General features: G+C 38.1%; 16 protein-coding genes and 1 pseudogene. 11 read left to right on the forward strand and 6 right to left on the reverse strand.

The annotated features are described in order from the left end of the window. Positions 1-33: 33 nt before the first annotated feature. The 4 genes from DBO93_RS00255 to DBO93_RS00270 all read left to right on the forward strand — a co-directional run bounded on the left by DBO93_RS00255 (position 34) and on the right by DBO93_RS00270 (position 4,400). Positions 34-624, forward strand: coding sequence for a PEP-CTERM sorting domain-containing protein (locus DBO93_RS00255; RefSeq protein ID WP_108454538.1), 591 nt, complete (start codon positions 34-36; stop codon positions 622-624). A gap of 192 nt (positions 625-816) precedes the next feature. Next, positions 817-3,012 (forward strand): DUF3857 and transglutaminase domain-containing protein, encoded by a 2,196-nt coding sequence (locus DBO93_RS00260; protein WP_108454539.1) that lies wholly within the window; start codon positions 817-819, stop codon positions 3,010-3,012. A 10-nt stretch (positions 3,013-3,022) separates the two neighbouring features. Beyond that, entirely contained in the window at positions 3,023-3,823 is an 801-nt protein-coding gene (locus tag DBO93_RS00265; RefSeq protein WP_108454540.1) for a hypothetical protein, read from the forward strand. Then, the gene (locus DBO93_RS00270; RefSeq protein ID WP_108454541.1) at positions 3,804-4,400 is read left to right on the forward strand and encodes a hypothetical protein; all 597 of its coding nucleotides are present in this window, start codon (positions 3,804-3,806) and stop codon (positions 4,398-4,400) included. Before DBO93_RS00265 ends, DBO93_RS00270 begins: the two co-directional genes overlap by 20 nt. Before the next feature lie 110 nt (positions 4,401-4,510). Here DBO93_RS00270 and DBO93_RS00275 read toward each other — a convergent pair whose 3' ends face one another. Next, entirely contained in the window at positions 4,511-5,137 is a 627-nt protein-coding gene (locus DBO93_RS00275; RefSeq protein ID WP_108454542.1) for a GNAT family N-acetyltransferase, read from the reverse strand. Positions 5,138-5,550: 413 nt separating this feature from the next. On the opposite strand from DBO93_RS00275, the gene DBO93_RS00280 reads away from it, so the two are divergent. The 5 genes and pseudogenes from DBO93_RS00280 to DBO93_RS00295 all read left to right on the forward strand — a co-directional run bounded on the left by DBO93_RS00280 (position 5,551) and on the right by DBO93_RS00295 (position 15,050). After that, a complete protein-coding gene (locus DBO93_RS00280; RefSeq protein WP_108454543.1) occupies positions 5,551-6,309 on the forward strand; it encodes a transporter substrate-binding domain-containing protein in 759 nt (252 codons plus the stop codon). Positions 6,310-6,577: 268 nt separating this feature from the next. Beyond that, the gene (locus tag DBO93_RS00285) at positions 6,578-8,029 is read left to right on the forward strand and encodes a diguanylate cyclase (protein ID WP_108454544.1); all 1,452 of its coding nucleotides are present in this window, start codon (positions 6,578-6,580) and stop codon (positions 8,027-8,029) included. A 285-nt stretch (positions 8,030-8,314) separates the two neighbouring features. After that, the gene (locus DBO93_RS00290) at positions 8,315-11,761 is read left to right on the forward strand and encodes a mechanosensitive ion channel domain-containing protein (protein ID WP_108454545.1); all 3,447 of its coding nucleotides are present in this window, start codon (positions 8,315-8,317) and stop codon (positions 11,759-11,761) included. A gap of 199 nt (positions 11,762-11,960) precedes the next feature. Then, positions 11,961-12,285, forward strand: a pseudogene (locus DBO93_RS18810) (IS3 family transposase); the annotation flags it as partial. Between the two features lie 239 nt (positions 12,286-12,524). Further along, on the forward strand, positions 12,525-15,050 hold the full coding sequence (locus DBO93_RS00295) for a TonB-dependent receptor (protein WP_108454546.1): 2,526 nt from the start codon (positions 12,525-12,527) through the stop codon (positions 15,048-15,050). A gap of 231 nt (positions 15,051-15,281) precedes the next feature. Here DBO93_RS00295 and DBO93_RS00300 read toward each other — a convergent pair whose 3' ends face one another. Further along, the gene (locus DBO93_RS00300; protein ID WP_108454547.1) at positions 15,282-16,466 is read right to left on the reverse strand and encodes an NAD(P)/FAD-dependent oxidoreductase; all 1,185 of its coding nucleotides are present in this window, start codon (positions 16,464-16,466) and stop codon (positions 15,282-15,284) included. A 288-nt stretch (positions 16,467-16,754) separates the two neighbouring features. Between DBO93_RS00300 and DBO93_RS00305 the strand changes: the two genes are divergently transcribed. After that, positions 16,755-18,275: a DUF4397 domain-containing protein gene (locus DBO93_RS00305; RefSeq protein WP_108454548.1), complete on the forward strand. Its 1,521-nt coding sequence runs from the start codon at positions 16,755-16,757 to the stop codon at positions 18,273-18,275. 116 nt (positions 18,276-18,391) lie between these two features. Here DBO93_RS00305 and DBO93_RS00310 read toward each other — a convergent pair whose 3' ends face one another. From DBO93_RS00310 to prlC, 4 genes are all read right to left on the reverse strand, one after another. Continuing rightward, a complete protein-coding gene (locus DBO93_RS00310; RefSeq protein WP_108454549.1) occupies positions 18,392-18,865 on the reverse strand; it encodes a peroxiredoxin in 474 nt (157 codons plus the stop codon). Between the two features lie 183 nt (positions 18,866-19,048). After that, on the reverse strand, positions 19,049-19,840 hold the full coding sequence (locus DBO93_RS00315) for a class I SAM-dependent methyltransferase (protein ID WP_108454550.1): 792 nt from the start codon (positions 19,838-19,840) through the stop codon (positions 19,049-19,051). Further along, positions 19,833-20,543, reverse strand: coding sequence for a DNA-3-methyladenine glycosylase I (locus DBO93_RS00320; protein WP_108454551.1), 711 nt, complete (start codon positions 20,541-20,543; stop codon positions 19,833-19,835). The genes DBO93_RS00315 and DBO93_RS00320 overlap by 8 nt, the downstream gene beginning before the upstream one ends. Before the next feature lie 5 nt (positions 20,544-20,548). Next, positions 20,549-22,591, reverse strand: a complete 2,043-nt coding sequence (gene prlC, locus DBO93_RS00325; RefSeq protein ID WP_108454552.1) for an oligopeptidase A — start codon at positions 22,589-22,591, stop codon at positions 20,549-20,551. Between the two features lie 221 nt (positions 22,592-22,812). On the opposite strand from prlC, the gene gorA reads away from it, so the two are divergent. Next, a complete protein-coding gene (gene gorA, locus DBO93_RS00330) occupies positions 22,813-24,165 on the forward strand; it encodes a glutathione-disulfide reductase (RefSeq protein WP_108454553.1) in 1,353 nt (450 codons plus the stop codon). The last annotated feature ends 422 nt before the right edge of the window (positions 24,166-24,587 follow it).

Raw genomic sequence — 24,587 nt, forward strand, 5'->3', positions numbered from 1 at the left:
ATAACAATAATAAAATTTTTAATAGGAATTAACATGAAAAAATTACTAATACTTTTAACTTTTTGGTGTGCTGCTATCACCGCTAATGCATCAATGATAACGATTGATATCGAAGATAAAACTTACGGTATTAATGACACGTTAACCGCTAATATTTACATTTCTGAACTTGAAGATAACTTTGGTTTTCAGTCTTTTGTATCGAGTTTTACTTTTGATTTTATCTTCGAAGAAAGTTTGCTAGATTTTGGGCAAGTTACTTTTGGTGATAAGCTAGATATAGATGTTTTTTTCCCTAGTGAGAGAACTGATACCTACACGGTAGGTATGCCTTTAACAATAAGTGAAGATTCATATGCATTTGATATTGATATTGCTCAATTTGGATTAAGTAGCTTTTTACTCGCATCAATTGATTTTACGGTCAAGGGGGGTGGTTTAGCTAAATTCTCATTTGAGAAAGTAGATATAGCAGAGTTTGGCTTCTCACATGATGTTATATCAGCTCAACGTACTAGTGCTCAGCTAGGCAGTCAAGTTACTGTGCCAGAACCAAGCAGTATAGCTATTTTTGCTTTAGCCTTATTAATGCTTGCAAGCATGACAAGAAAAGCAAAACACTAAGTATATAACGTTAATTATACCTACTAGCCTGAAGCTTAATCTAAGTATTCACTAGTAGGTATATTCTTCTAGAAAAACTTTACATTACTCATTCAAAACAATACTTTAGTTATTTTTAAAAAATAGGTAAGCTATCAGGATAAAAATTAACCGGTTAATTACTTAACGGGTATTACGAATAAGGAAATCAGCATGGTTTTGCGCGGTATTATTACAACCTTCATTAGCTTTATCTTTTTGTCTTTACCTGTTTATTCTCAAACAGCGAGTATCGGTCCAACAGTAGATGAGTTAATAGCAAAGCGAAATTTAGCCACTAAAACATTCACCAATAGTGCGGTAATATTAAGTCGCCGAGGCGATGTTATTGTTGATGAAAAAGGCTTCGAAAAAAGCCACTTTTACAATGCCATTTATATTGCCGATGAAAGTGCGGTAAAAGACTACTCAAAACTCATTAGCCAGTTCAATTCGTATTATCAAGAAAAGCAAATCGACTTTGCTCGAGTTATTACCCCTGAAGGTAAAGTAATAGAAATGCAAGCTGACGCCATATCGCTTGTATCTAGTAATAGTGGTGACTACTTCGATGAAGGTAAACAATATGAATTTGCACTGCCTCAATTAAGAGCCGGAAGTATTATTGAATATCAAGCCACTACGCAGCAAATAAAGCCCTATATAGAGAACGAATGGTTCTCAAGTATTAACTTTCATTTTGTAAAGTTTTTACCAAGTATTAATTGGCTACGAATTGATCCAGTATTAGAAACAAAAAACACCTTAACTGTCCCTAAAGCGACAGACATTTCCATTGTTAACTATAATATTGAGATAGAACCTAAGCTAACTAAAACAGCAAAAAGTAAAATATATACCTGGAATACAACGCATCAGCCAGGCATAGAGTTGGAAATGGAAATGCCGAGCTTAGATGATATTTTGCCTGCGATTCATCTCTCAACAATTAAAAACTGGAGTACGATTAACCAGTGGTTTAATACCTTATATTTGCCGACACAAAAATCAGACAAGTCGATTACTGAATTAGCTCAAACCCTGTTTCGTGAAGGCATGAATGAACATGAAAAAATTAAAGCCGTTTTTGATTATATGCAAAAAAACGTGCGCTATATTGGAGCGCATGTAAATCGAGGCGGCTATAAACCTCACTTAGCGAGCGAAGTGTTAAGCCAAGCTTATGGTGATTGTAAAGATCAAACCGTACTGATTATTGCTTTATTAAAGCAAGCGGATATTGCCGCTTATCCAGCATTGATTAATTCGTATCCTGGCGCAAAGTTTAATGACGAATTACCGATGTTAAATTTTGACCATATGATCACTTATATTGAAACAAAAACCGCAAAATATTGGCTCGATACCAGTGGTCAAACAGGTACATTTCCCGGAATTAATCTTAATTTAGAAGATAAAAAGGCTTTAGTTGTTAATGAGCAGTCAGGTGAAATTTTAACGCTGCCCGGCACTACAAGTGCTGACAATATTGCCACAATAAATATCGACTTTTCTGTTGATAAAGCGGTAATTAATGCAAGGGTAGCATTAGACTTAACGGGTCATGTTGAAACTAACTTACGAAGCTTTATGCAGTTCTCACCAAACGCTTTAGCCGCCGCCGAACAAATAGTGTCGCCATTATTGTTTAGCAGACGTATTAGCGATTTTGAAAACTCTGATCCTATTGATATAACAACACCTTTTACATTATCAGCCAACTTTAATGACATAGCAGAGATTACAGAGTCAATTGATAATTTTAGGTATAGTTATGATTATAGTGCGATTTTAAGTGTATTTACCTCGCTCAGTAACCTTGCCCCTGTCGCAGCTCGAAAATTTGATTTTGTTATTTTGCAGCCGATAACTGTGGTGATTAATTCATTTTATCCACACCCTTGGTCTGGCTCTACATTAGGTTATAGCCAACCGGCGAAAAACATTCAAAATGAATTTTTTGAATTAACACATCAAGTGCAAGAAAAAACGGATGGTATGCATATTAGCTCAACTTTCGTTTTACCTAAGCAAGTGATAAAAGTTGCCGATTATGCAAACTTTTATCAGCAAGTTAGTGACCTTCCAACACATTCGCAAAGCTTATTTGTGTTTCTTAAACCATCACCATCAGCGCCTAACCCTGAAGATAATAACGCTACAATATCAAGCAAAATTCAACACGCTAAACACTTATTAGAACAAGCACAATTTGCGAAAGCACTTAAGGTAATTGAAGAGGTAGTCGCCGAAGATAATAATAATGGCGAAGCACAATACCTACTTGGTTTATCACTTGGTTTTGCCGGTAAAAATGAGCAGTCAGAACAAGCTTTTGAGCGCGCAGAACAACTTGGCTATCAGGATTAGGAGCATAGTGATGAAAATTATTTTACCCATTTTAATTTTAATGCTCAGTGCTTGTGCAAGTACGAACAAAGGCGCTAAAACAGCATTATCTTCTCATGATCTAAGAGATAATACGCTAGCAGATATTGTCGCTAACTATCCAAAAGACACCGTAGCGTTAAACCAATTAGCAATCAAACGCTTGCAACAATATGAGACAAATAAAAATTTATACACGTTAAATCAGGCTATTGCGACATACAATGAACTGTTTAAGCGTCAACCTTATAATCATGATGTTTTATTAAATTTTTACCGTTTAAATCTTATAAAAAGTTTTGCAACCAACAGCTATGATGTTGAGCATTGGCAGGCATTTTATCAACAACAACCTTTTCTAAAAACTGTCGATATAGCCCCTCCGGTATATATGCAGTTACCATTAGCAGCTAAAGGTAGTTTGAGTCTTGAAGAACGTAAAAGTATTTTACAAAAAACAGTGATGGACAACCCGAACTTTGTGAATGGCTATATGGCACTTGCAGCACTATATGCTGAACAAAACGACATTCAATTATCAGTATTCCTACTAGAAACGGCGGCAAAAAATAGTCCAAATAATAGCGACATTTTAGGCATATTGAATGACTATAGAGTGGACAAAATATTCGTTCAACTGTGTAAAAGTGATACCACTGAGCGTTTAAATCAAACCTTTGAAGATTATAAGTTTTTAGTCAACAAATTCCCTGAAGATGCTTACTATCATATGCAATTAAGTACAGTTTTACGTTTAATGGGCCCGTATACGTATGTCGAATTTTTCGGCTAAAAAAGCTGCCTCACTTAATGCAGACTTTAAAACTGGATTAGTTGAAAGCGAGTTTTGGCTTGGCAATAATAAAGCGGTTACCGAATATTTTTCAGCTAAAGAGGCTTCAAGCCTAAATACCGACGACCTATATTTAGCTATTTTATTCAATGTAGTTAATTTTAACTGGCAACCTGCAGCGGATTTAATGCAAGAATATGTTACGCGAAGCGATAGAAGTTTCTATGGCGTACTGTACGGTGCACATGCTTTTAAAATGTTGAATAAAATCGATATTGCACAGCAAATTACTCAAACTGGGTTAGAGAGTTTGAACATTAAGCCTTGGCAGCAACAGATGTTAAATTTTGCTAATGAGGAAATTACGTCTGACGAACTTATAGCAGCGAGTGAAAATAGCTGTAATTTATCTGAGGCTTATTTTATTCAAGGTTTAAGCGATGTAAAGGCTGAGAAAATGACAGATTTTCAGCAAAAAATGCAAGCAGTGGTGAGTTTAAATATTTATCCATTTTATGAATACGCGGGCGCAAAGCAAATAGTGAAAAGACTTAAGCGTGATACAGCTAAAAACTAGTGCTAAATGCGGCATCATGATAATAGTAAATATAATGCCTTTTGAATAAGGTTGTTGTATTTAACCTGCACGTAATCTAACGTGCAGGTTGTTCAAACCACAGGTGCAAATTAACGAATGGTGTTTGGACTCGCCATAAATACTTTAAAAGGTAAGGGCGCTTCTAAAGCACTGTCATCTATTGCTAAATGATTAAAGCCCGCGTGCTCAAAAAAAGCCGATAACTGTTCTTGCGTTAACGCATCGTCTGTTAAGTTCATCGCCTGATAATAAGTTTTATTTTCTTCAGTTTCACAATCTTGCGCATCAACAAATAAATTCATTGGCATACTCAATAACGATATTGATTGCACTTTATTGTAATGTTGAGCTATTTCGTTTAGTAAAAACTTAGCTACGCCTTGCTGACGAAACTCTGGTAAAACACTAATCGCTTCAATTAATATATGATCTTTAGCTTTCGTGTCTATTTTTGCTTGAAATTTTTCGACTAAATCAGCAGCAACATTTTGTTTTTTGAAAAATAAGTTTAACGGTACTTCCCAATCAGTTGCATCTTGCTGACTCAGCAATTCATAGCTTTCGTCGGCACCACGGTGCTTATTTAAGGTAATAACTTCAATTTCTGCTTTTGCAATAATTTGATTATTGTCGTTCTTTACATTAATTTCCTGGACTAGTTGCCAGTCGAATGTGCTTTTAATTTCTGGTTTATTAAATTCTATTGTTAAATTCATTTTATTTCAGTGTATTGCGATGATGTTTACATCGTAATTAGTAACTGCCTTTACTCGTTAGCGCAGTCAACTAACCCAATGCTTTAGCTGTTACTGCAAATTTAAATCCGATGGCGCGGTTATACCATTAGCAGGCCTGTCATGCCAGAATTTGATTTAATTAACCAACGCTATTTGCCTCGGTTTCAGGTGAATGTTTAATTTATTTATTATCGCTTTATTTGTCTAAAATAATCAAAATATTAGATAGAGAGGGCATATATAAGTTATTATCGGATGGTATTTAATAACACTAGGTTTGACAGTTTATTATTTCTATTGCTAAATAAAGTCTTAAAGCTCAATGTTTTAATACCGAGTTGGCGTTAAAAATACTGTAAAACTCATGTGCATCTCTATAAAGGTTATTTTCGATGAAAAACGTAGTAATTTACTCTCTTCTTTGCATTTTCTTGAGCGCTTTTTCATGTATCTCTAAAGTATCGGCAGAAGAAAAATCAACCGCCTTACACTTTGACTTGGGTGAAAATAGTGGCTGGGTTCCTTATCGTACCGGACAGGATGGAAGTCAATCCGGTATTTTATCTGAGTTAACTTTACTTATAGAGCAACATACCACAATTGAATTTCAGACAGTTAATTGGCCAATGAAGCGTGCGGAACAGGCATTGAAAAAAGGTATTATTGATTTCGATTTTGTTTGTACGGCATGGTTTGACAGCGGAAATTATGGGGAAAAGTTTGTTATTAGCGATCCGATACTTGAAGTAGAAGAATATGTGGTGACGTTGAAAGGTAATGAACACCTCTTCCCTACATTAGATAAAATTCACAACAAGCGTATTGGTACGATAGCGGGGTATTTTTATTTTGACGATCAAAAGTTTACCCGAGTAAACTTTCGTGACGAAGAAAGCTTAATGCAAGCACTTAAGTATAAGCGTGTTGACGCCGTAATACTTGAACATGAAACCGCTAAGCACTGGGCCAAAATTCATGATGTTGATATTAAATTTGCAGCAGAACATACCATTGGAAAGCTTCTTATCAGACTTAATAAAACTAAAAAATCAATGTTGCCTGCTATTAACTTAGCGTTAAAAAAGATAAAAAATTCCGGTCAATTACAAACTATTTTAGATAAATATGGTGTTGAAGCTGAAATATATTAAGGTTGAATGCTGACTTTTATAGCGATTAGCTTTAAGCGACAATAAAATTTTTACTGTTTTATCAAAATATAATTAATAGATTTATTTTTGTAATAACAGGCGTTCGGCAAATATAAAAATATTCCATCGGTATTCCATCGGTATTCCATCGCGTAATTTATCACTTAATAATAATGACAATATAAAGCCTTCCTAAATGTAGTCTTTTTTGTATAAAAACTTCAAAGTGTCCTAGACTTTAAAGATGCATTAAAGAAGTGAGCGCTATATGACAGATTTTTATGGTCTTAATTTAAAAAATTTACTCGAAAAAGCGCATGTTGGAGTGGTTGTTCATCGTTGGGATACTTCGATTGTATATGCAAACCCTACCGCCTTAAAGTTGCTCGGCTTAAGCTTTGAAGAAATAAGTAACAAAGTTACTTCCGATTTAACGTGGGATTTTGTTGATTATGCCGGTAATAAGTTACTTGAAGAAAACTACCCCGTAAACAAAGTAAAGCTCACTCAAAAGTCAGTTACCAATGAAATTATAGGTATAGTGAATAAAGATAATAAAACACTTTGGTTTATGATAAATGCTTATCCTGAAGGTGAAGTCGGCAGCGACACGCGCTCTATTATTATTACCTTTAATGATATTTCAGATTTTAAACAGCTGTATTTTTTCTCTGATATTGTTGAAAACACACAAGATATTGTCATCGTATGCGAAGCGGATAATATTCAGTATCCAACAGGCCCAAAAATTGTTTACGTAAATAAAGCTTTTGAAACACTTACCGGATATGCCAAAGAAGAGGTTTTAGGAGAAACTCCCCGAATTTTGCAGGGTGATCTCACTGATAAAGCCGCCATGTCACGCATCAATGTAGCATTATCCAATCATGTAGCCATCACAGAAACCCTGCTAAATTATGATATTAAAGGTAGGCCTTATTGGATTGAAATGAATATTATTCCGTTAAAAAACAAATTCGGAGAAGTTACTCATTTTGGTGCTATAGAACGAGACGTTTCAGAGCGCAAGTTTCATTTAGAGCAATTACAGTTTAGAAACCAAGAGCTAAAATCGTTAAAGAGTGAACTAGAACAACTCGTGTGTGATAGAACGCTTGAACTACAAAAAGCCAATGAGAAATTAGAAAAAATTGCATTTTTTGACCCCTTAACTAATATTCCTAACCGACGGTTTTTTATCGACCAAGTACATCGACTTATTAAGTCGTGCAATAGAAGAAAAGTTTCGATTGCTTTTGGCTTAATCGATATTGATGATTTTAAGCTAGTCAATGACACACATGGACATGATGCAGGCGATTTGATTTTAGTTGAGTTAGCTAATTACTTAGAAAAGTTTTGCCGAGTTGACGAAGCATTCTGTCGCTATGGAGGAGAAGAATTCGCATTCGCTGTCGCGATCGAAAACGAGTCTGATCTCGACAGTTTAACATCACGTTTAATTGAAGGTATACGAGGTCTAAAACCGACACTGGGTGGTCATGATTTATCGATCACCGCCAGTGCGGGTTTTAAGTTGTGTAAGCCGAGCGATTACCTCGACTTTGAAAAAGCCATGAAACAAGCGGATATAGCGCTTTATCATTCGAAACAAAATGGCAAAAATAGAGTGACTATTGAAAGCGAAATTGATGATGACTGTTGTAATATTATTAATTTGGTTAAGCCTGATAAAATCACGTCGCTTCATAAAGACTAATTCACTTTCTAGACTCTGTAACTGAATTAGTTAATAAACGATTATTTAAACTATGTACCTATCGAAAATGGAGTACTTAGGCAGTAATGTTGTCAATGTGCTGGTATTTTTAACCAGCTTAAACTTATGTTTTTTGTTAAACTACATTTATTCTAAAAGTATCTTTATACTTTTTCACCCTTCAGTTGCTAAACCAAAAAAGCCTATAAAATCAGCGTTTGTTGAATAGATTAGGTGGGTGGTTTATTCTACTTTCTCATCATCATATTTTCAGCAGGTTTGTGAATGCTTAAACAGTTAGTGCGCACGTTATTAAGTGTAGTTTTTATTCTTGTCATTGGCATTACCCAAAGTGGGCTAATCACGAACGTTGAAGCACAAGAGTCAAACCTTGAAAGTGAGATCAAGACCACTATTGAGCGTGTTCAGCAAACAACTGACTTAGATGAAAAACAGCAAAAAAACACCCTTAATAAGCTAGAAGATGCACAAGACATGTTGGCTACAGCCAAAGAACAACAGCGTCTTACCTTAGATTATGAGGCGCGAGCCGCAAGTGCATCTCAAAAAGTCATTGCTATTAGACAAAGCAACCAAGCACTGCAAGAGCAAGAAGTGCAAATAGATAAAAGCCAATCGTCTGATAAACTCGAAAACCAACTGCTCTTACAAAGAGCAGAGCAAAAGAATCGGCTGGCGCAACTTTCAGACAAACAAAGTGAGCAAACAGTACTGAGTTTGCGGGCTAATAAAATTGCTGAGCAATTAAGTGCCGCGCGGGCTGACGAAACGGCCATTAATCAAGCGATAGCCAAGAAACCAGCTGATAATATAAGCCTTGATGCAAGAGCCGACTATCTTGAAAAACAAGCCAATGCCCAAAAACTTACTGCGACTATTAAGGCTCTTGAAAGCGAGATAGCTACTATTCCCGCTCGCCAATCGTTAGTAGAAGCAGAGTTAAGCCAGCTGCGCACACAAAGTACATTTTATGATAAACAGATCGCTTTACTTCAATCTTACTTAGCCGATAACCGAGAGAGTGAAGTACAAAAAACGGTAGAACTAAGCAGTGCCGTTCTGGCCAAATTAGAGCAACATCCAGCCCTTGAAGCTATAGCAAGTGAAAATTTGTCATTGGCGAATCAGTTGCAAGACTTACAAAGTATCGCGCCAGAAAGTGAAACCAATGTAGCAGCGTTACAAAAGCAACTTGTTGAAGTTCAACAGTCTGCAGAAACGGTTGATAGAGTGTTAGCTACGGGCCGTGTTACCGATGAGCTAGGTGAGTTGTTACGAAGACTTCGTGCGAGCTTACCTGTGGAATCGGTGCTTGAGCAACGTCATGAAAAGCTTAAAGAAACAACCATTCGTCAACAGCTTAATATGATTTTATGGCAAGACCAGCTGCGAAATTTAGCCCATATTCCTGATACGGCACAGCGTCTACTGCTTGAAAATAGCCCTCAGCAGAGCAAAAAAAATCAGTTGAGTAAAAGTGAAGAGACAGATTTATTCACGAGCTTCGAGCTTGAAAAGGCCGAAGAGCTAACTACATCTCGTCGAGATTTACTACGTAATTTGATTAACGCATCGAACACACAAGCTGATCGTACAACGGATGAAAAATTGGCAATCAGCGAGTTACTTTTAGCGAGCTCTGCACTCAGTGCGTTATTGGAGCGGCGTTTAATTTGGCTACCATCGTCCAGTTCAGGTATTGCCGGTGATTTTGCTGTAAATATTTTAATCAGCGTTGAATGGTTTTTGTCACCTACAGCATGGTGGAACTTGGTCAACGATCTTTACAGCGGTGCTCTATCATCGCCTTTTCTCTTATTGCTTTTTGTTACTATACCATTGCTGATTTTGCTAAGCCGTAGAATGATTAAACGTACCTTGTGGTCGTTATTTGAAAAGGTGGGTGATGTAGAACATGACACTTATTACAGTACGCCCTTTGCGTTACTCTTAACTTTTGCATTAGCTTTACCTTTACCTGTTTGCTTGTTTACTGTTGCTGGCATGATCTCAGAAGGTGCTTCGCCATTGAGCTTTTCTACCGCCATAGCGAGTGGATTAGCGGCGGTTTCATCAGTAAGTTTAATACTATTGTCTTTTCGTTCAATGTGTCGTGAAAACGGCATGTTTGAAAAACACTTTGGTTGGAGTGCCAAAGCGCGACGTAAACTACGCGCTATGCTGACATGGTTTGTGTGGTTAGAGTCGGTAACCGGCTTTGTATTTGCTACCGCGATTGCTAGTGGTGAAACTGAGCTGAGATACGGCATCGCAATTTTAGCGTTTATAATCAGCTCTATTGGTATTGCGGTATTCAGTTATCAATTCTTTCAACCTAAGAGTGGCGTGGCCACCAGCATAGCTGGTGAAACTCCGGCAAACCTCCTTACGCTTATTGCCTTTCCCATTGCTGTACTGGCACCTTTTGCCATCGGTTCAATGCCACTTTTCGGATATTTTGATACAGCCGTAGAGTTGCAATCTAAAGTCTTTATGTCAGGCACGTTACTGGTTATGTCAGCTGTTATTTACGGCATTATATTACGTGTTTTTCTAGTGACATTTCGCCGATATATGGTCCGAAAAGCGCAAAAAGAAACCGAAGAGTTAGCGTTAAAAAAGGCCGAGCAACAAAGCGAATCAAACGTTGAAGAAATCGCTACAGCTGAAGAAAGTCAGAGCATTGATGAAGAAGAAGTGAAACGCCAAAGCCAATCAATTATGCGCTGGTTCACCGGTTTATTATTGTTAGCGGGGCTTTGGTTTATTTGGATGCCATTACTACCAGCACTAGGGATTGTTGATGATATTGTCGTTTGGCAACAAGTAAAAATGGTCGACGGTGTAGAACTATCAAGTGGCGTTACCCTGTGGAATATTATTCTGTCATTGGCGTTTGTTGTTGGTGGCTTTTTAGCAGCGAAAAATATACGTGGCGTAATGGAAATTGGTTTTTTCGAACGATTTGAAATGGACGATGGCGCTCGCTATGCCATTATGTCAATTTTGGGTTATGTAATTGTTGGCAGCGGTATCGTCATTGGCTTTTCTCAACTTGGCATAGATTGGTCCAAATTACAGTGGATCATAGCCGCGCTAGGTGTTGGTCTGGGCTTTGGCTTGCAAGAAATTGTGGCAAACTTTGTTTCTGGTTTAATCATATTATTTGAACGACCGATTCGTGTGGGAGACTTTGTCACCATCGGTAATTTAAGCGGTACTGTCAGTAATATTAAAATTCGCGCTACAACAGTAACAGACTTTGATAACCGTGAAGTGCTATTACCGAACAAATCTATTATCACCGAAAATGTGACTAACTGGACATTAAAAGACGCCGTAACGCGCATTGTGGTTAAAGTTGGCGTGGCATACGGTTCAGACATCGAAAAGGTAACTGAAGTCCTTATGCAGGCAGTAAAAAGTCAAAAAGACGTGCTTGAACTGCCATCCCCTCAGGTATTCTTTTTGGCGCATGGCGATAGTTCGTTAGATTTTGAAGTTCGTGCCTTTGTAAGCCAACCAACAAACCGCTTGCCACTAACTCATTTAATCAACATAGCTATTAACAAAGCATTGGCAGAACACAATATTTCCATCCCATTTCCACAACGAGATTTACATTTGGTTTCTGGTCAACTTATTGAAAATAAAGAACCTGAAGATAAAAACATCGAAATAGAATCAGTTGAAAAGCACGAAACGGATTAACGACTTAGCTATTGTCTACTTGTCGCAACTTATGGTTAAGTGAGCCTGTAGTGAGTTTTAAATTTGGAAGTCACTGAACTTGGATAGTTTTCTTAGGTTCAGTGATTTTTAGCGGTTAATAAGTAATGCTCCCAAGCAGCACTAAAAATTTTAAACTGACTTTACTATGTCGCATTTGACTAATAACACCACCAATAACCTCTGTAAGCTTGCTATCAATAAGCGAAAGCCTACTGACAAAAGTCGTGCTATGGGCTCAATATAGCGTTCATGTAGTACAAAATTTTTTGATTAAGCAGCATATCAAAACGAGCATGAATCGAACTAGCTGTTGTAATAAAAATGTAGAGGTTAATCATTTTTCATTCTCACAAAGCCGACCTAATTATAAGTAATACGTTTAAGACGATGAATTGATTACATTCAAAATTAGAAGGTTACCTAATTACTTTCACAATAGACAACAACTACATTCGAGTTTAGGATATGAATTACCCGCTGTGTGGGCGTTAGCCGTAATTTAAAAATGAAAGGTTTCTACTTTTACGGGAGAAAAACAGAGTAATAATTACTTATCAAATAGACTCATTTTATTATTTGAGATCTTTGGCTGCATTATGCGAAGCGAGTCTTAAATGTTATGCCATTATTTTACAGATATTAAATACAAAGTTCTTAATATGATAAGTATTTCAACAGATTAATTGTAAGTGATATAAAAAATTATTGAGCATGAAATTAACTCTATAGGGAATAAGAGCAAATGATACATATTAAAAAATTCACATTAAAACTGTCCTTAGTTGCATCTGCAATTGCATTATCAGGCTTGTCAGCAATGACAGTAACTTTTGGTGCTGTCGCAGAGGAATCTAACGCAGATGAAAATATAGAAAGAATAATGGTTACTGGTTCTCGTCGTAATGATCGTACTGTTGCCGAAAGTACATCGCCAGTTGACATAATCGATATTGAAAGTATGTCGGCAACAGGGCAATTGGAAGTAAGTCAAATCTTATCAAACTTGCTGCCAAGCTTTAATTATCCTAAAGCGGCGTTAAATGATGGTACTGATCATGCTTCGCCTGCAACGCTTCGTGGCTTAGCGCCTGATCACACCTTAGTGCTTATCAATGGTAAGCGTCGTCACTCTGGTGCGCTTCTTAATTTAGGTGGGTCAGTGGGTCGTGGCTCAACAGCTGTTGATTTGAACATGATACCAACCTCAGCGATTAAAAATATTCAAGTGTTACGTGATGGCGCAGCAGCACAATACGGATCGGATGCTATTGCGGGTGTTATTAACATTATTTTAAAAGATGGCGATGAAGGTGGCTCTTTTGCTGTTACTTACGGTAAATATGACACTGAAGTTGCCGGCGTTAAAGAAATAAAAAGTAAAACTATTGTTGGTAATGAGCTAGTTTTTGAAGATGGTGGCGACATTCATCGCAGTGATGGTGAAACTACAACTATTGCGGGCGATATTGGTTTTAGTCTTGGCGAAGATGGCTTTCTACATTTAGCGTTTGAATCACGAGACCGCGCACCTACGAGTCGTAATGGCTACGAAGCACGTCAGGTATATAACCCACTTGCTGACGGTTCAGTTGACCCACGCGAGTTAGACTTTGACCATGCCAACAATTTTCGTGTAGGTCGTGCAGATATTCAAGATTTATCGTTTGTTTATAACCTTGGTTACAGCTTCAACAATACCACTGAATTATATTCTTTTGGTACTTATGGGCAACGTGATGGTGATTCAGCAGCATTTTATCGTCAACCTAAGCAAGGTCGTTCATTAGGTATTTTCCCTGATGGTTTCTTACCACATATCACCACCGATGTTGTTGATACAGCGATAGTGGTCGGCGTTAATGGCGAACTTGATGAGTGGAATTGGGATGCAAGTATTGATTATGGAAAAAATGATTTTGGTCTCGGTAATGAAAATACCGTTAACTCGTCATTAGGTGATAACTCGCCAACGAGCTTTTATAATGGGGCGTTAATCTATGATCAAACTATTGTTAACTTAACGTTTGATAATATGCTTGATTTTGGTTTATACGATGACGTGTTTTTTGCTATTGGCGTAGAGTATCGCAAAGAAAATTATGAAATTGTTGCCGGCGAAGAAGCATCATACATTGATGGTGGTAGCCAAGGGTTTCCAGGTTTGCCTGCATCAACTGCTCAAGGGCGTAATAATTTAGGCCTTTTCATTGAGTTAGATACAGACCTAACCGATAACTTAAATGTAGCACTTGCTGGCCGTTACGAAGATTACAGTGATTTTGGAACAAATTTCACAAGTAAGTTAGCCGCACGTTATGTCGTAAATGATAACCTCTCTTTCCGTGGTGCCATTAGCACAGGTTTTAGAGCGCCATCGCTAGCACAAACGTCTTATACAACAGTTTCAACCATTTTTGTTGATGATGGCTCTGGTGGTCAGATCCCACAAGAAAGTGGATTATTTCCTGTAAATACTCCTGTAGCACAAGCCCTTGGTGCTAAAGAGTTAACACCTGAAGAATCAGTTAATATGACCTTAGGCTTTGTCTATACACAGGGAGCCTTTAACTTTACGGTTGATGCTTACAATATCAAGATTGATGATCGTATCGTATTATCTGAAAATATATCTGGCTCGGCGGTAGACGATATTTTAACTGCAGCCGATGTAAGTGGTGTAGGCAGTGCAAGGTATTTCACTAATGCAATCGATACTGAAACTCAAGGTATTGATGTTGTTGGTACTTATGATCTTGATTTAAATGATATGGGCAGCTTAGTACTAAGTGCAGCAGTTAATATTGGCGATACTGAAGTCACTCACTTAAAAGCTAACCCTTCAGAGTTAAATGTTTTAGGTGATAGTTATATTCTTTTTAGTGAACGTGAAATCGCTCGCTTTGAAAGTAGTGCACCAGACAGTAAGCTTAATTTATCTGCCACTTGGCATATGGATGACCTTAAAGTAAGTCTTCGTTCTACGCGTTTTGGTGAGTGGAGAGATCCTCAAAGCGATGGGTATGTAGAAGTGAATGACGCACAATGGATTACTGATCTAGACGTGGCTTATCAAGTAACAGATAACATCAAATTAACCTTAGGTGTTAACAACTTATTTGATTCTTACCCTAAAGTGGCCAATGAGTTTTTAAATGAAGACGGCAGTGAACGTGTATCTACGTTTGGTCGAATCATTCCATTTTCACCGTTCTCTCCGTACGGTGTTGATGGTCGGTTTGTTTATGGCCGTATAAGTATGAACTTTTAATCGCTTGTAATACAACGTGAAAAAAGCAGCCGCAATGGCTGCTTTTTTTTGAAAAAAATATTTTGCTATTACTTATATAAACAACTTAATAGTTTATATATTACTGATACATTAAGTACATATGATTGAGAGTGCGCTGAATTTCTAGTAGGGTAAATCAGCATTTCCCCTATGTTGAGATTCTGTTCGAACAATTCAGATTTTGTTCGCTCTAATTATGTCTTGTCATAGCTATACCGCTTGCCCACAAGCTACACCACTGCTCCACGCGAACTGGAAATTATAGCCTCCGAGCCAACCCGTTACGTCTATCACTTCACCAATAAAATATAAACCTTTGGCTTTTTTTGCTTCAAAGGTTTTGGAAGATAGTTCGTCTGTGTCAACGCCACCTAAGGTAACTTCAGCTGTTCTGTAGCCTTCAGTGCCATTAGGTTTTATTTGCCAGTTATGCAGGTATTGGCCTAAGTAAGTAATTTCGTCGTTACTGATTTGGTTGATAGCTTTATCGCTTATATCTTTTTGTTTTACTAGCGCTTCAATAAAGCGTTTGGGTAATACGGTTGCTAACATATTTTTTAATGATTTCTGTCCGCTAGTTTCACGCCATTCGCTGATTAATTTATCTATGGGTGTTTCTGGCAGTAAGTTGATTGTTACCGCTTGGCCTGATCGCCAGAATGATGAAATTTGTAATATTGCTGGGCCAGATAAGCCACGGTGAGTAAATAATATGTTTTCTTTAAATGTAGTACCGTCTTCACTGGTCACTTCTGTAGCCATGCTGATACCCGATAAACCATCAAATTTTAGTTTGTCGTGATCATGTAAGGTAAATGGCACTAATGCGGCCATTGTCGGCAAAACCTTTAAACCAAATTGCTCAGCAACTTTAAAGCCGATCGGGCTAGCGCCTAATTTCGGCATGGTTAAGCCACCAGAAGCAATAACTAACGACTCACATTGATAGCTTTCGCCGGCGGTAACTATTTCATAACCGATATCATTTTTGTTAACTGAAATTACTTCGCTACGCATTGCTAAATCGACACCGGCCCATTCGCATTCGGTCATCAAAATATCAACAATGTCTTGCGCGCTATCATCACAAAATAATTGCCCTAAGGTTTTATGATGATAATTAAGGCCGTGACGGTCAACTAGTTCAATAAAATCTTGCGCGCTATAACGGCTCAGTGCTGATTTAGCAAAATGAGGGTTTTGACATAAGTAGTTTTCGGGACTCGCGTTTTCATTCGTAAAATTACAGCGACCGCCGCCAGAAATTAATATTTTTCGACCGGGTTTTTTACCCATATCAACTACAGTAACACTTCTACCACGATAGCCAGCAGTTGCTGCGGCCATTAAACCTGCAGCGCCAGCACCAATAATAACCACATCAGAAAATATCAACGAAATAACCTAGTTTATGCTTTTAATGGCGGCATTATACTTGAGATCGCAAAATAGGGCGATAAGTTAAAATAACGCATAATTTTTGATAAACCTCGGCCTAAATTTCATGTTATGTAAGGAAAGGTAGGGTTAAGTAAAGAAATGCAAAGATGCTGTGAATCGTTGAACTTAACCCTAGAATGCCGCTCTACAAAGTGCTTTTTCAGCTGTTTAACAGGTGTGAGCATAAATTAGCTGCCAGTAAATCCTGTGCAGTAGTGGCAATAAACTTTTTTGGAAAAATATATGCGCTTTAAATCCAACCTACTTTCAACGATTTCACCTTCAAAAGTGCTGCTACTATCATCAGCACTTGTACTTGCGGCTTGTGGCGGCGGCAGTGACAGCTCAAATGTCGGCTATGTTAAATTTTATAACAGCTCAAAAAACGCACCTGACATTATTCTTACCCTTGATCAAGATCTTGAGTCAGACGATGATGACGATTCTGATAATTTTGAAGTAACCTTTAATGGTGTTGCATATACAGAAGCTTTAAGCGTATTTGAAATAGACACTAACAGCTATTTTTACGAAATGGGTTGGCAAGATGAAGACAGTAGCGACCGTGATGATCTTGAGAAAGTTGCAGAAGGGCAAATTAACGTTACTACCGATACCATTCAACTATTAGTGCTAACAGATGACATTACCGCACCACAAGTTGAGACTTACAGCATTGATGTGCTAGATGATGATGAAGACGAAGATGAAGATTTATTCAACTTACGTGTTTTGAATTTACACCCCGATTCAGTCGGCGTTGACTTTTACATGTCAGAGTCTGATGAAACTTTTAATGAAGCAACGCTAGTAGGTCAATACAACTATAAGCAGTTATCAGATAATCAAAAGTTTGATCAAGACGAATATATTTTTTATATCACGAAGTCAGGTACGCAAGAAGTGCTATTTACTTCTGACGACATAGATTACGCATACCCAGCACAATATGTGATGATTATTCGCGAGAACACCGGCTCAGGCACATCGCCTTATGCTATGGATAGAATGTCTAACTCGTCAATTACTGAATATTTAGATACTGACTCTGAAGCACAGTTTCGCGCATACAATGCGATCAGAGAACATGAACTAATCCCTAACTACACCGGCACTTTAGATATATATATTAATGGTGTTGATGATGAAGCAGAAATATCAGCGCTTGAAATTGGTAGCTATAGCGAAACTAAAGTTCAAGATAAAGGTGATTACAGTTTAGATTTATTAATTCCGGGTACTACTGAGCGCCTTTTAAGTAATCACTTATTAAGCCTGGCTGAAAACACCAATAAAACCGTATTCTTTTACTTAAATGAAGAAGATGTTGATCTCGATGGCGATGGTAACGTAGATGAGAACAATGACGGTATTGTTGATGAAATTGAAATAACCATTAAATCACTTGTCGTTGCAAACAGTACGCGCGAAAGTATCTACGATCATCAAATAACCATGATAGATTTAGTTGATAGTGACGACTTTAATTTTGTGAAATTCTATTTTGTACGCAGTGATGAAACCATAGAAACAGCATTGTATAACCGCAGTGCAGTATACACTCAACCTGAGTCAATTTACTTACAAAACAATACTTATCAGGTGTTTGCTATTGCAGAAGTTGATAGTAGTGAGGTTATTTTATCAAGCTTTCAATTAACCCTTGATGAAGACTCAGACGAGCTATTTTTAATTGTTGAAGCTGATGACGATTCGCCAACAGGCTATCGCATTGAAATGATTAAGCAAACAGAAGACCAGTAGCTAATATTTAAAAGCATAGTTCGAATAGTTTATATTCTAGTGCCTTTTAAATGAACAAAAATAAGAAGGGAGCCTATGGCTCCCTTCTTTTATATATAGCGGCTAATTACTTTGCTTTATAGAAGCTTGATAATAGTCTCTGCATTACTCACTTCAAATTTTTGCGGCTGTTCAACATTTAATGTTGTGACAACACCGTTATCGATAACCATAGCGTAGCGCTGTGAACGTAATCCACCAAAGGCTGCTGTGTCCATTTCAAGACCCAATGCTTTCGTGTAGCTACCATCACCATCAGCAAGCATCATTAGGTTTTCAGCATTTTGTGCTTTGCCCCATGACGACATAACGAATGCGTCATTAACCGCAACACAAATAATAGCGTCAACGCCTTTAGCTTTAAATTCGTCAGCTAATACAACGTAACCCGGTAAATGTGTTTCCGAACATGTTGGTGTAAATGCGCCTGGTACGGCAAACATAACTACTTTTTTGTTCGCGAACAATTCAGACGTTTTGTGGGTGACCATATCACCATCTTTTAATTCTTGTAGTTGCCCATCAGGCATAGCTGCATTTAATGCGATCATAATATCTCCATTGTGGTTGGTGAATGAGTTACCGGAACTTCCGGCTCTCGGGTAATACTTAATCTGTACATCAGTTATAACGCTGATTATTAGTCTAGAATAAACTTGTGCTAAGCGCACGTTTAAGCACTTTCAGACTATAAATTTGCAAATTTCACCTAACGATTAATAGGTATAAAGTGCTTAGTTCTTTTTTGGAATGGCTTGATTAACATAAACATCGAAGCGATTCTTTTTCATATTAATACTGGTAGACGGTGTTTTACCGGCTAGTGGTGGTGCATAACTTGGACGTTTAACCACTACGCGATATTTTGCCAGGGCAATCGCTGGTGCGAGTAAATCGTCAGCGTCAAGGTCTTCACCCACTAGCGACTGAAACACGCGCATTTCTTTTTTGACCGCCGCCGACTTTTCTCTATGTGGGTACATGGGATCAAGGTAAATAACATCGGGTTGCTGCGCTAAGTTCATATTTTCAATTGATGAAGAGTTGATCAAGCTCATACGCTCGGTAATATCATTAATTTCTGTGCTTAACTGCGCACGCTCTAAACCGTCTTCAAGCAAAGCCGCTACAATCGGCATACGTTCCATCATGGTTACATTACAACCTAAAGTAGCTAATACAAACGCATCTCGACCTAAGCCAGCGGTAGCATCAAGTACGTTGGGCGTAAAACCGTGTTTTAAACCAACGGCTTTGGCAATGTCTTGACCTCTGCCACCACCAAATTTACGGCGATGAGCCGTAGCGCCATCAACAAAGTCGACACATATAGCACCAAGTTTGGGCTCATCAAGTTTGCTCAGTTCTAGGCGTTGTAGGTTTACTTGTAAAGCAAATAGCAATTCCGGATGATTTTTTACTGCGGCGATATCGCCGATATAATCTAGCTGCCACTTTTGAGCAATTTTTTTGGCTTTGTCGACGTCAACAGCATCGACATAGGCAACCGCAACTTTATTAAGCATTGGCGACTTCTTCTAAATGAACATGATTATCGCCTGTTGCATAAGCAATTAACCGACTAAGTTGACCTAAAGATAAGTCGCATTGTTGCTGCCAATGATTAAAGCTTGCTTGAATAGCGCTTAAGCTTGATTTTGTTTGAATGCCGCCAGTAATAATGTCATGTGCACGAAAATAAGCTTCAACGTCTCTACTAAGCAAAAATGTATCTTTGCCTAACGCACGCAAAGCATAAGGCCCAGTGTTTCCACCTAAGCGTTGGCCATGTTTTTTCAAATACGCCCATAAACCGGTAATGTCATCACTTGGCCATTTTGCAATAAACTCTGCAAAGCTTTGACCTTGTTGCTGCTGATCAAAAATCATTTGTGCGTTGGCTTTAATGGTTTTAACTTTATTAAAGTTTCTAATAATTTTTGGATCGCTGGCTTTTCGTTCCATCATTTCTTCTGGCATCATCAATACTTTTTCAATATTAAAATTGAAAAAGCTTTCTTCAAAGTTTGGCCATTTATTTTCAACAACACGCCAAACAAAACCCGATTGAAAAACCTTTTTACTAAACTCAGACAAAAATCGGTCGTCAGGAATTTCAGCCAATAAGTCATCTTGTTGAGCGGGGCCTAACAATAAGTTGAGTTTAGCAGCGCCACCTTTGCGGGCGGCGGCACGTTGATAAATATCGTCAATCTTTTCTAATGCCATTGTTATTAACCTGTAATGCCGCTGTGACGTAATAATGCGTCAATTTGAGGCTCGCGGCCACGAAAGGCTTTAAATAATTCGCTTGGTTCATTTGAACCGCCCATTTCTAATACATTAGTTAAAAAGTCATGACCAACACTTTGGTTGAATATACCTTCTTCTTCAAAACGAGAAAAAGCATCGCTTGATAACACTTCTGCCCATTTGTAGCTGTAATAACCTGCAGCATAACCACCGCCAAAGATGTGACCAAAGCTGTGTTGAAAACGATTGAATTCAGGCGCTTTAATTACGGCGTAGTCTTCGCGAACTTGGTTTAATACTTGCTGAATTTCATCACCATTTTCGGGTGAATATTGCGCGTGCATTTTAAAATCGAATAAGCTGAATTCAAGTTGACGGATCATTTGCATAGCGGACTGAAAGTTTTTCGCCGCTAACATTTTATCGAGCATATCTTGTGGTAATGGCTCGTTGGTTTGGTAATGGCCAGAAATAAACGCTAACGCCTCTGGTTGCCAACACCAGTTTTCTAAAAATTGGCTAGGTAGCTCAACCGCATCCCATGGAACACCATTGATACCCGAAACACCGGCAGCATTAATTTGCGTTAGCATGTGATGAATACCATGACCAAATTCATGGAATAAAGTCACCACTTCATCATGAGTAAACAATGCCGGTTTATCGCCAACAGGGCCGTTAAAGTTACAGGTTAGGTAAGCCACTGGATATTGAATATCGCCATTTGCTAATTCACGGCGGCCAACACAATCATCCATCCAAGCGCCACCGCGTTTTTTTGATCGGGCGTATAAATCTAAATAAAAACTGCCGCGTAATTGTTGATTACTGTCCAAAACATCAAAAAACTTCACATCTTTGTGCCAAGTATCAACGTCTTTTCGTTCACTAATTTGTAAGCCGAATAAACGATGTACCACTTCAAATAAACCGGCAACTACTTTGCTTTCAGGGAAGTAAGGGCGCAATTCTTCGTCAGAAATGGCGTAACGGTCTTGTTTCAGTTTTTCACTGTAATAAGGTAAATCCCATGCCTGTAAATTACTTTGGTCGAAATTTTGTTTCGCAAATGCGGTAACTTCAACTAAGTCTTGCTCGCCTTGCGCTTTTGATTTAACCGCTAAGTCTTCTAAAAATCCTAACACTTCAGCCGTATTGTTAGCCATTTTTGTCGCTAAAGATTTATCAGCAAAGCTTTCAAAACCTAGCAAGTTTGACAGTTCATGACGTAACGAAAGCAACTCTGCCATAATGGGGCTGTTGTCATATTCGCCAGCACTTGGCCCTATTTCTGAAGCACGAGTAACATAGGCACGGTACATTTTTTCGCGTAAGGCTTGATTGTCGCAATAAACCATTACCGGCAAGTAACTTGGAATGTCTAAGGTAAATAACCAACCTGATTTTTCTTGTGCCTGTGCTAATGCTTGCGCAGCTTCTTTTGCACTTTCAGGTAAACCGGCCAGTTCTGCTTCGTCGGTAATGTTCACGCTAAAAGCTTGTGTAGCATCGAGAATATTATTACCAAACGTAGAGCTAAGTTCAGATAAACGCGTAGAAATTTCTCCATAGCGTTTTTTGTCTTCTTCGTTGAGTGCAATGCCCGATAGTTTAAAATCTCTTAAGGCGTTGTTGATCACTTTTTGTTGCGCGGTGTTAAGTTTTTTAAAGGCATCGCTTTCGCTTAATTGCTGATAGGCAGCGAATAAGCCAGCATGTTGACCAACAAAAGTACCGTATTCAGATAAAAGCGGTAAGCATGACTCGTAAGCGTCGCGTAATTTATCGCTGCTAACCACAGAGTTCATGTGCGAAATTGGTGACCATAATTTACCTAAAACATCATCCACTTCATCAATAGGAGCCACTAGGTTAGCCCAAGTGAATTCTGTATTGTTGGTTAGCACTTCAGCAATTTTAGTTTTACATTGCTCGATGGCTTGCTCAACCGCAGGTTTAATATGCTCAGGTTGAATTTTTGAAAATTGCGGCAGTGATGTAGGTTGTAATAATGGATTGGTCATAAAATTCGCATGTTTGCTAGATGATGATGTAGATGTAATGGCAGATCAGTTGATAATCAAGGTGTAGCTAATACTATTTAGTTGTGCAGATGCTTAAAATTGAAATTTAATTGTTAAATACCATGTCACTTGTTCTTATAAAGCAGCTTTATATCCGCTCTACTTGAAATTTTATTTTTTAAGTCCAATATAATGAAAGATACTCACACAGGAATTTTAATATGACACAACATTTTGACTACATTTCAATTGGCGCTGGCAGTGGCGGTATTGCTTCAGCAAACCGAGCAGCACGTTTAGGTAAAAAAGCGGCAGTTATTGAAGCTAAACATATTGGTGGTACTTGTGTGAATGTAGGTTGTGTACCTAAAAAAGCCATGTGGTATGCCGGACAAATTGCCGATGCATTGCATTACGCCAATGATTACGGTTTTAAAGCGCCATTACAAAGTTTTAATTGGTCAAAATTAGTTGAAAACAGAGAAGCTTATATTGAACGTATTCATGCCGCTTACGCGCGTGGTTTTGCCAGTAATGACGTTACTGTAATTAATGGTTTTGCTAAATTTGTAGACAAAAACACCGTTGAAGTTGAAGGTGTTTTATATACCGCCGACCATATTACTATTGCTACCGGTGGCCGCCCAAGTCGTCCAAGTATTGAGGGTGCTGAGCATGGCATTGATTCAGATGGCTTTTTTGCCCTCACCGAGCAGCCTGAAAAAGTGGCTGTTGTTGGTGCAGGTTACATTGCCGTGGAACTTGCTGGTGTGTTGCACGCGTTAGGCAGCGAGTCACATTTATTAGTACGTAAGGAAAAGCCACTACGTGGTTTTGACGACATGCTAAGCGACACTTTAGTCGAGCAAATGGCGAAGCATGGCCCTACTTTACATACCATGAGCGTACCAACGCGTGTTGAAAAACATAACGATGGTAAATTAACTATTCATTTAGATAATGGTAAAAGCATTGGTCCAGTCGACACCTTAATTTGGGCTATCGGCCGTGAACCTGCGACTGACAATATCAATATTGAAGCAACGGGGATTAAGCTTGATGAACGTGGCTTTATTCCTACTGACAAATTCCAAAATACCAATGTTGATGGTATTTATGCTGTGGGTGACAATACTGGCCGAGCACAGTTAACGCCGGTAGCCGTTGCTGCAGGTCGTCGTTTATGTGAGCGTTTATTTAATAATAAACCGAATGAGCATTTAGATTATTCAAATATAGCTACCGTGGTGTTTAGTCATCCGGTGATAGGCACTGTAGGTTTGTCTGAGGCGGATGCGATTGCTGAACATGGCGCTGACCAGGTTAAAGTTTATAGTTCTCAGTTTACGGCTTTATATCAAGCGATTACCGAAGATTATCGTGACCCAACAAGAATGAAATTAGTTTGTGTGGGTAAAGAAGAAAAAATAGTAGGCATTCATAGTATCGGTTTTGGTAGCGATGAATTATTGCAGGGCTTTGCTGTCGCGATGAAAATGGGCGCAACAAAAGCAGACTTTGATAACACGGTAGCTATTCACCCAACTTCTGCTGAAGAATTTGTCACCATGTAAAATAGTGATAAAGCATAGATAAATATTCAAACGTTAATTCGACGTGAGTATTTATAACAATGTTAATACTTAAGCCACATTCAAAATACTAACTGTTGTATTTTAATGTGGCTTTTGTGTATTTGTTAATAACCATATTGATAAAATGCTTGTGAGCACTGAATTAATTTTAACCCCTCAACCTTAGCGATTATTGTTTTACCACTGCATGATCGGTGAGACTAAAATTGAATGCGTATATTGACAAATAAAAGTTATATTTTTAAGAAAAATAAAATCATCGAATTAAGCTAGCCCTTGCCAAATATAGCTTATGTTTTTTTGTTATTTCTAGGTGTCATAAAATGGTAAAAATAGTTTAATAATTGTCTGGTAATGGCGCAGTTTTCTGGTAATCTCTTAGCTCGCTTATTTCTATTGTT

The organism is Colwellia sp. Arc7-D, from assembly GCF_003061515.1.
GTDB lineage: Bacteria > Pseudomonadota > Gammaproteobacteria > Enterobacterales > Alteromonadaceae > Cognaticolwellia.

What these genes read in the sequence shown, in the direction of transcription:
- DBO93_RS00255 (WP_108454538.1), top strand. Translation starts at nt 34, where the DNA reads ATGAAAAAATTACTAATACTTTTAACTTTTTGGTGTGCTGCTATCACC.
- DBO93_RS00260 (WP_108454539.1), top strand. Translation starts at nt 817, where the DNA reads ATGGTTTTGCGCGGTATTATTACAACCTTCATTAGCTTTATCTTTTTG.
- DBO93_RS00265 (WP_108454540.1), top strand. Translation starts at nt 3,023, where the DNA reads ATGAAAATTATTTTACCCATTTTAATTTTAATGCTCAGTGCTTGTGCA.
- DBO93_RS00270 (WP_108454541.1), top strand. Translation starts at nt 3,804, where the DNA reads ATGTCGAATTTTTCGGCTAAAAAAGCTGCCTCACTTAATGCAGACTTT.
- DBO93_RS00275 (WP_108454542.1), bottom strand. Translation starts at nt 5,137, where the DNA reads ATGAATTTAACAATAGAATTTAATAAACCAGAAATTAAAAGCACATTC.
- DBO93_RS00280 (WP_108454543.1), top strand. Translation starts at nt 5,551, where the DNA reads ATGAAAAACGTAGTAATTTACTCTCTTCTTTGCATTTTCTTGAGCGCT.
- DBO93_RS00285 (WP_108454544.1), top strand. Translation starts at nt 6,578, where the DNA reads ATGACAGATTTTTATGGTCTTAATTTAAAAAATTTACTCGAAAAAGCG.
- DBO93_RS00290 (WP_108454545.1), top strand. Translation starts at nt 8,315, where the DNA reads ATGCTTAAACAGTTAGTGCGCACGTTATTAAGTGTAGTTTTTATTCTT.
- DBO93_RS00295 (WP_108454546.1), top strand. Translation starts at nt 12,525, where the DNA reads ATGATACATATTAAAAAATTCACATTAAAACTGTCCTTAGTTGCATCT.
- DBO93_RS00305 (WP_108454548.1), top strand. Translation starts at nt 16,755, where the DNA reads ATGCGCTTTAAATCCAACCTACTTTCAACGATTTCACCTTCAAAAGTG.
- DBO93_RS00310 (WP_108454549.1), bottom strand. Translation starts at nt 18,865, where the DNA reads ATGATCGCATTAAATGCAGCTATGCCTGATGGGCAACTACAAGAATTA.
- DBO93_RS00315 (WP_108454550.1), bottom strand. Translation starts at nt 19,840, where the DNA reads ATGCTTAATAAAGTTGCGGTTGCCTATGTCGATGCTGTTGACGTCGAC.
- DBO93_RS00320 (WP_108454551.1), bottom strand. Translation starts at nt 20,543, where the DNA reads ATGGCATTAGAAAAGATTGACGATATTTATCAACGTGCCGCCGCCCGC.
- prlC (WP_108454552.1), bottom strand. Translation starts at nt 22,591, where the DNA reads ATGACCAATCCATTATTACAACCTACATCACTGCCGCAATTTTCAAAA.
- gorA (WP_108454553.1), top strand. Translation starts at nt 22,813, where the DNA reads ATGACACAACATTTTGACTACATTTCAATTGGCGCTGGCAGTGGCGGT.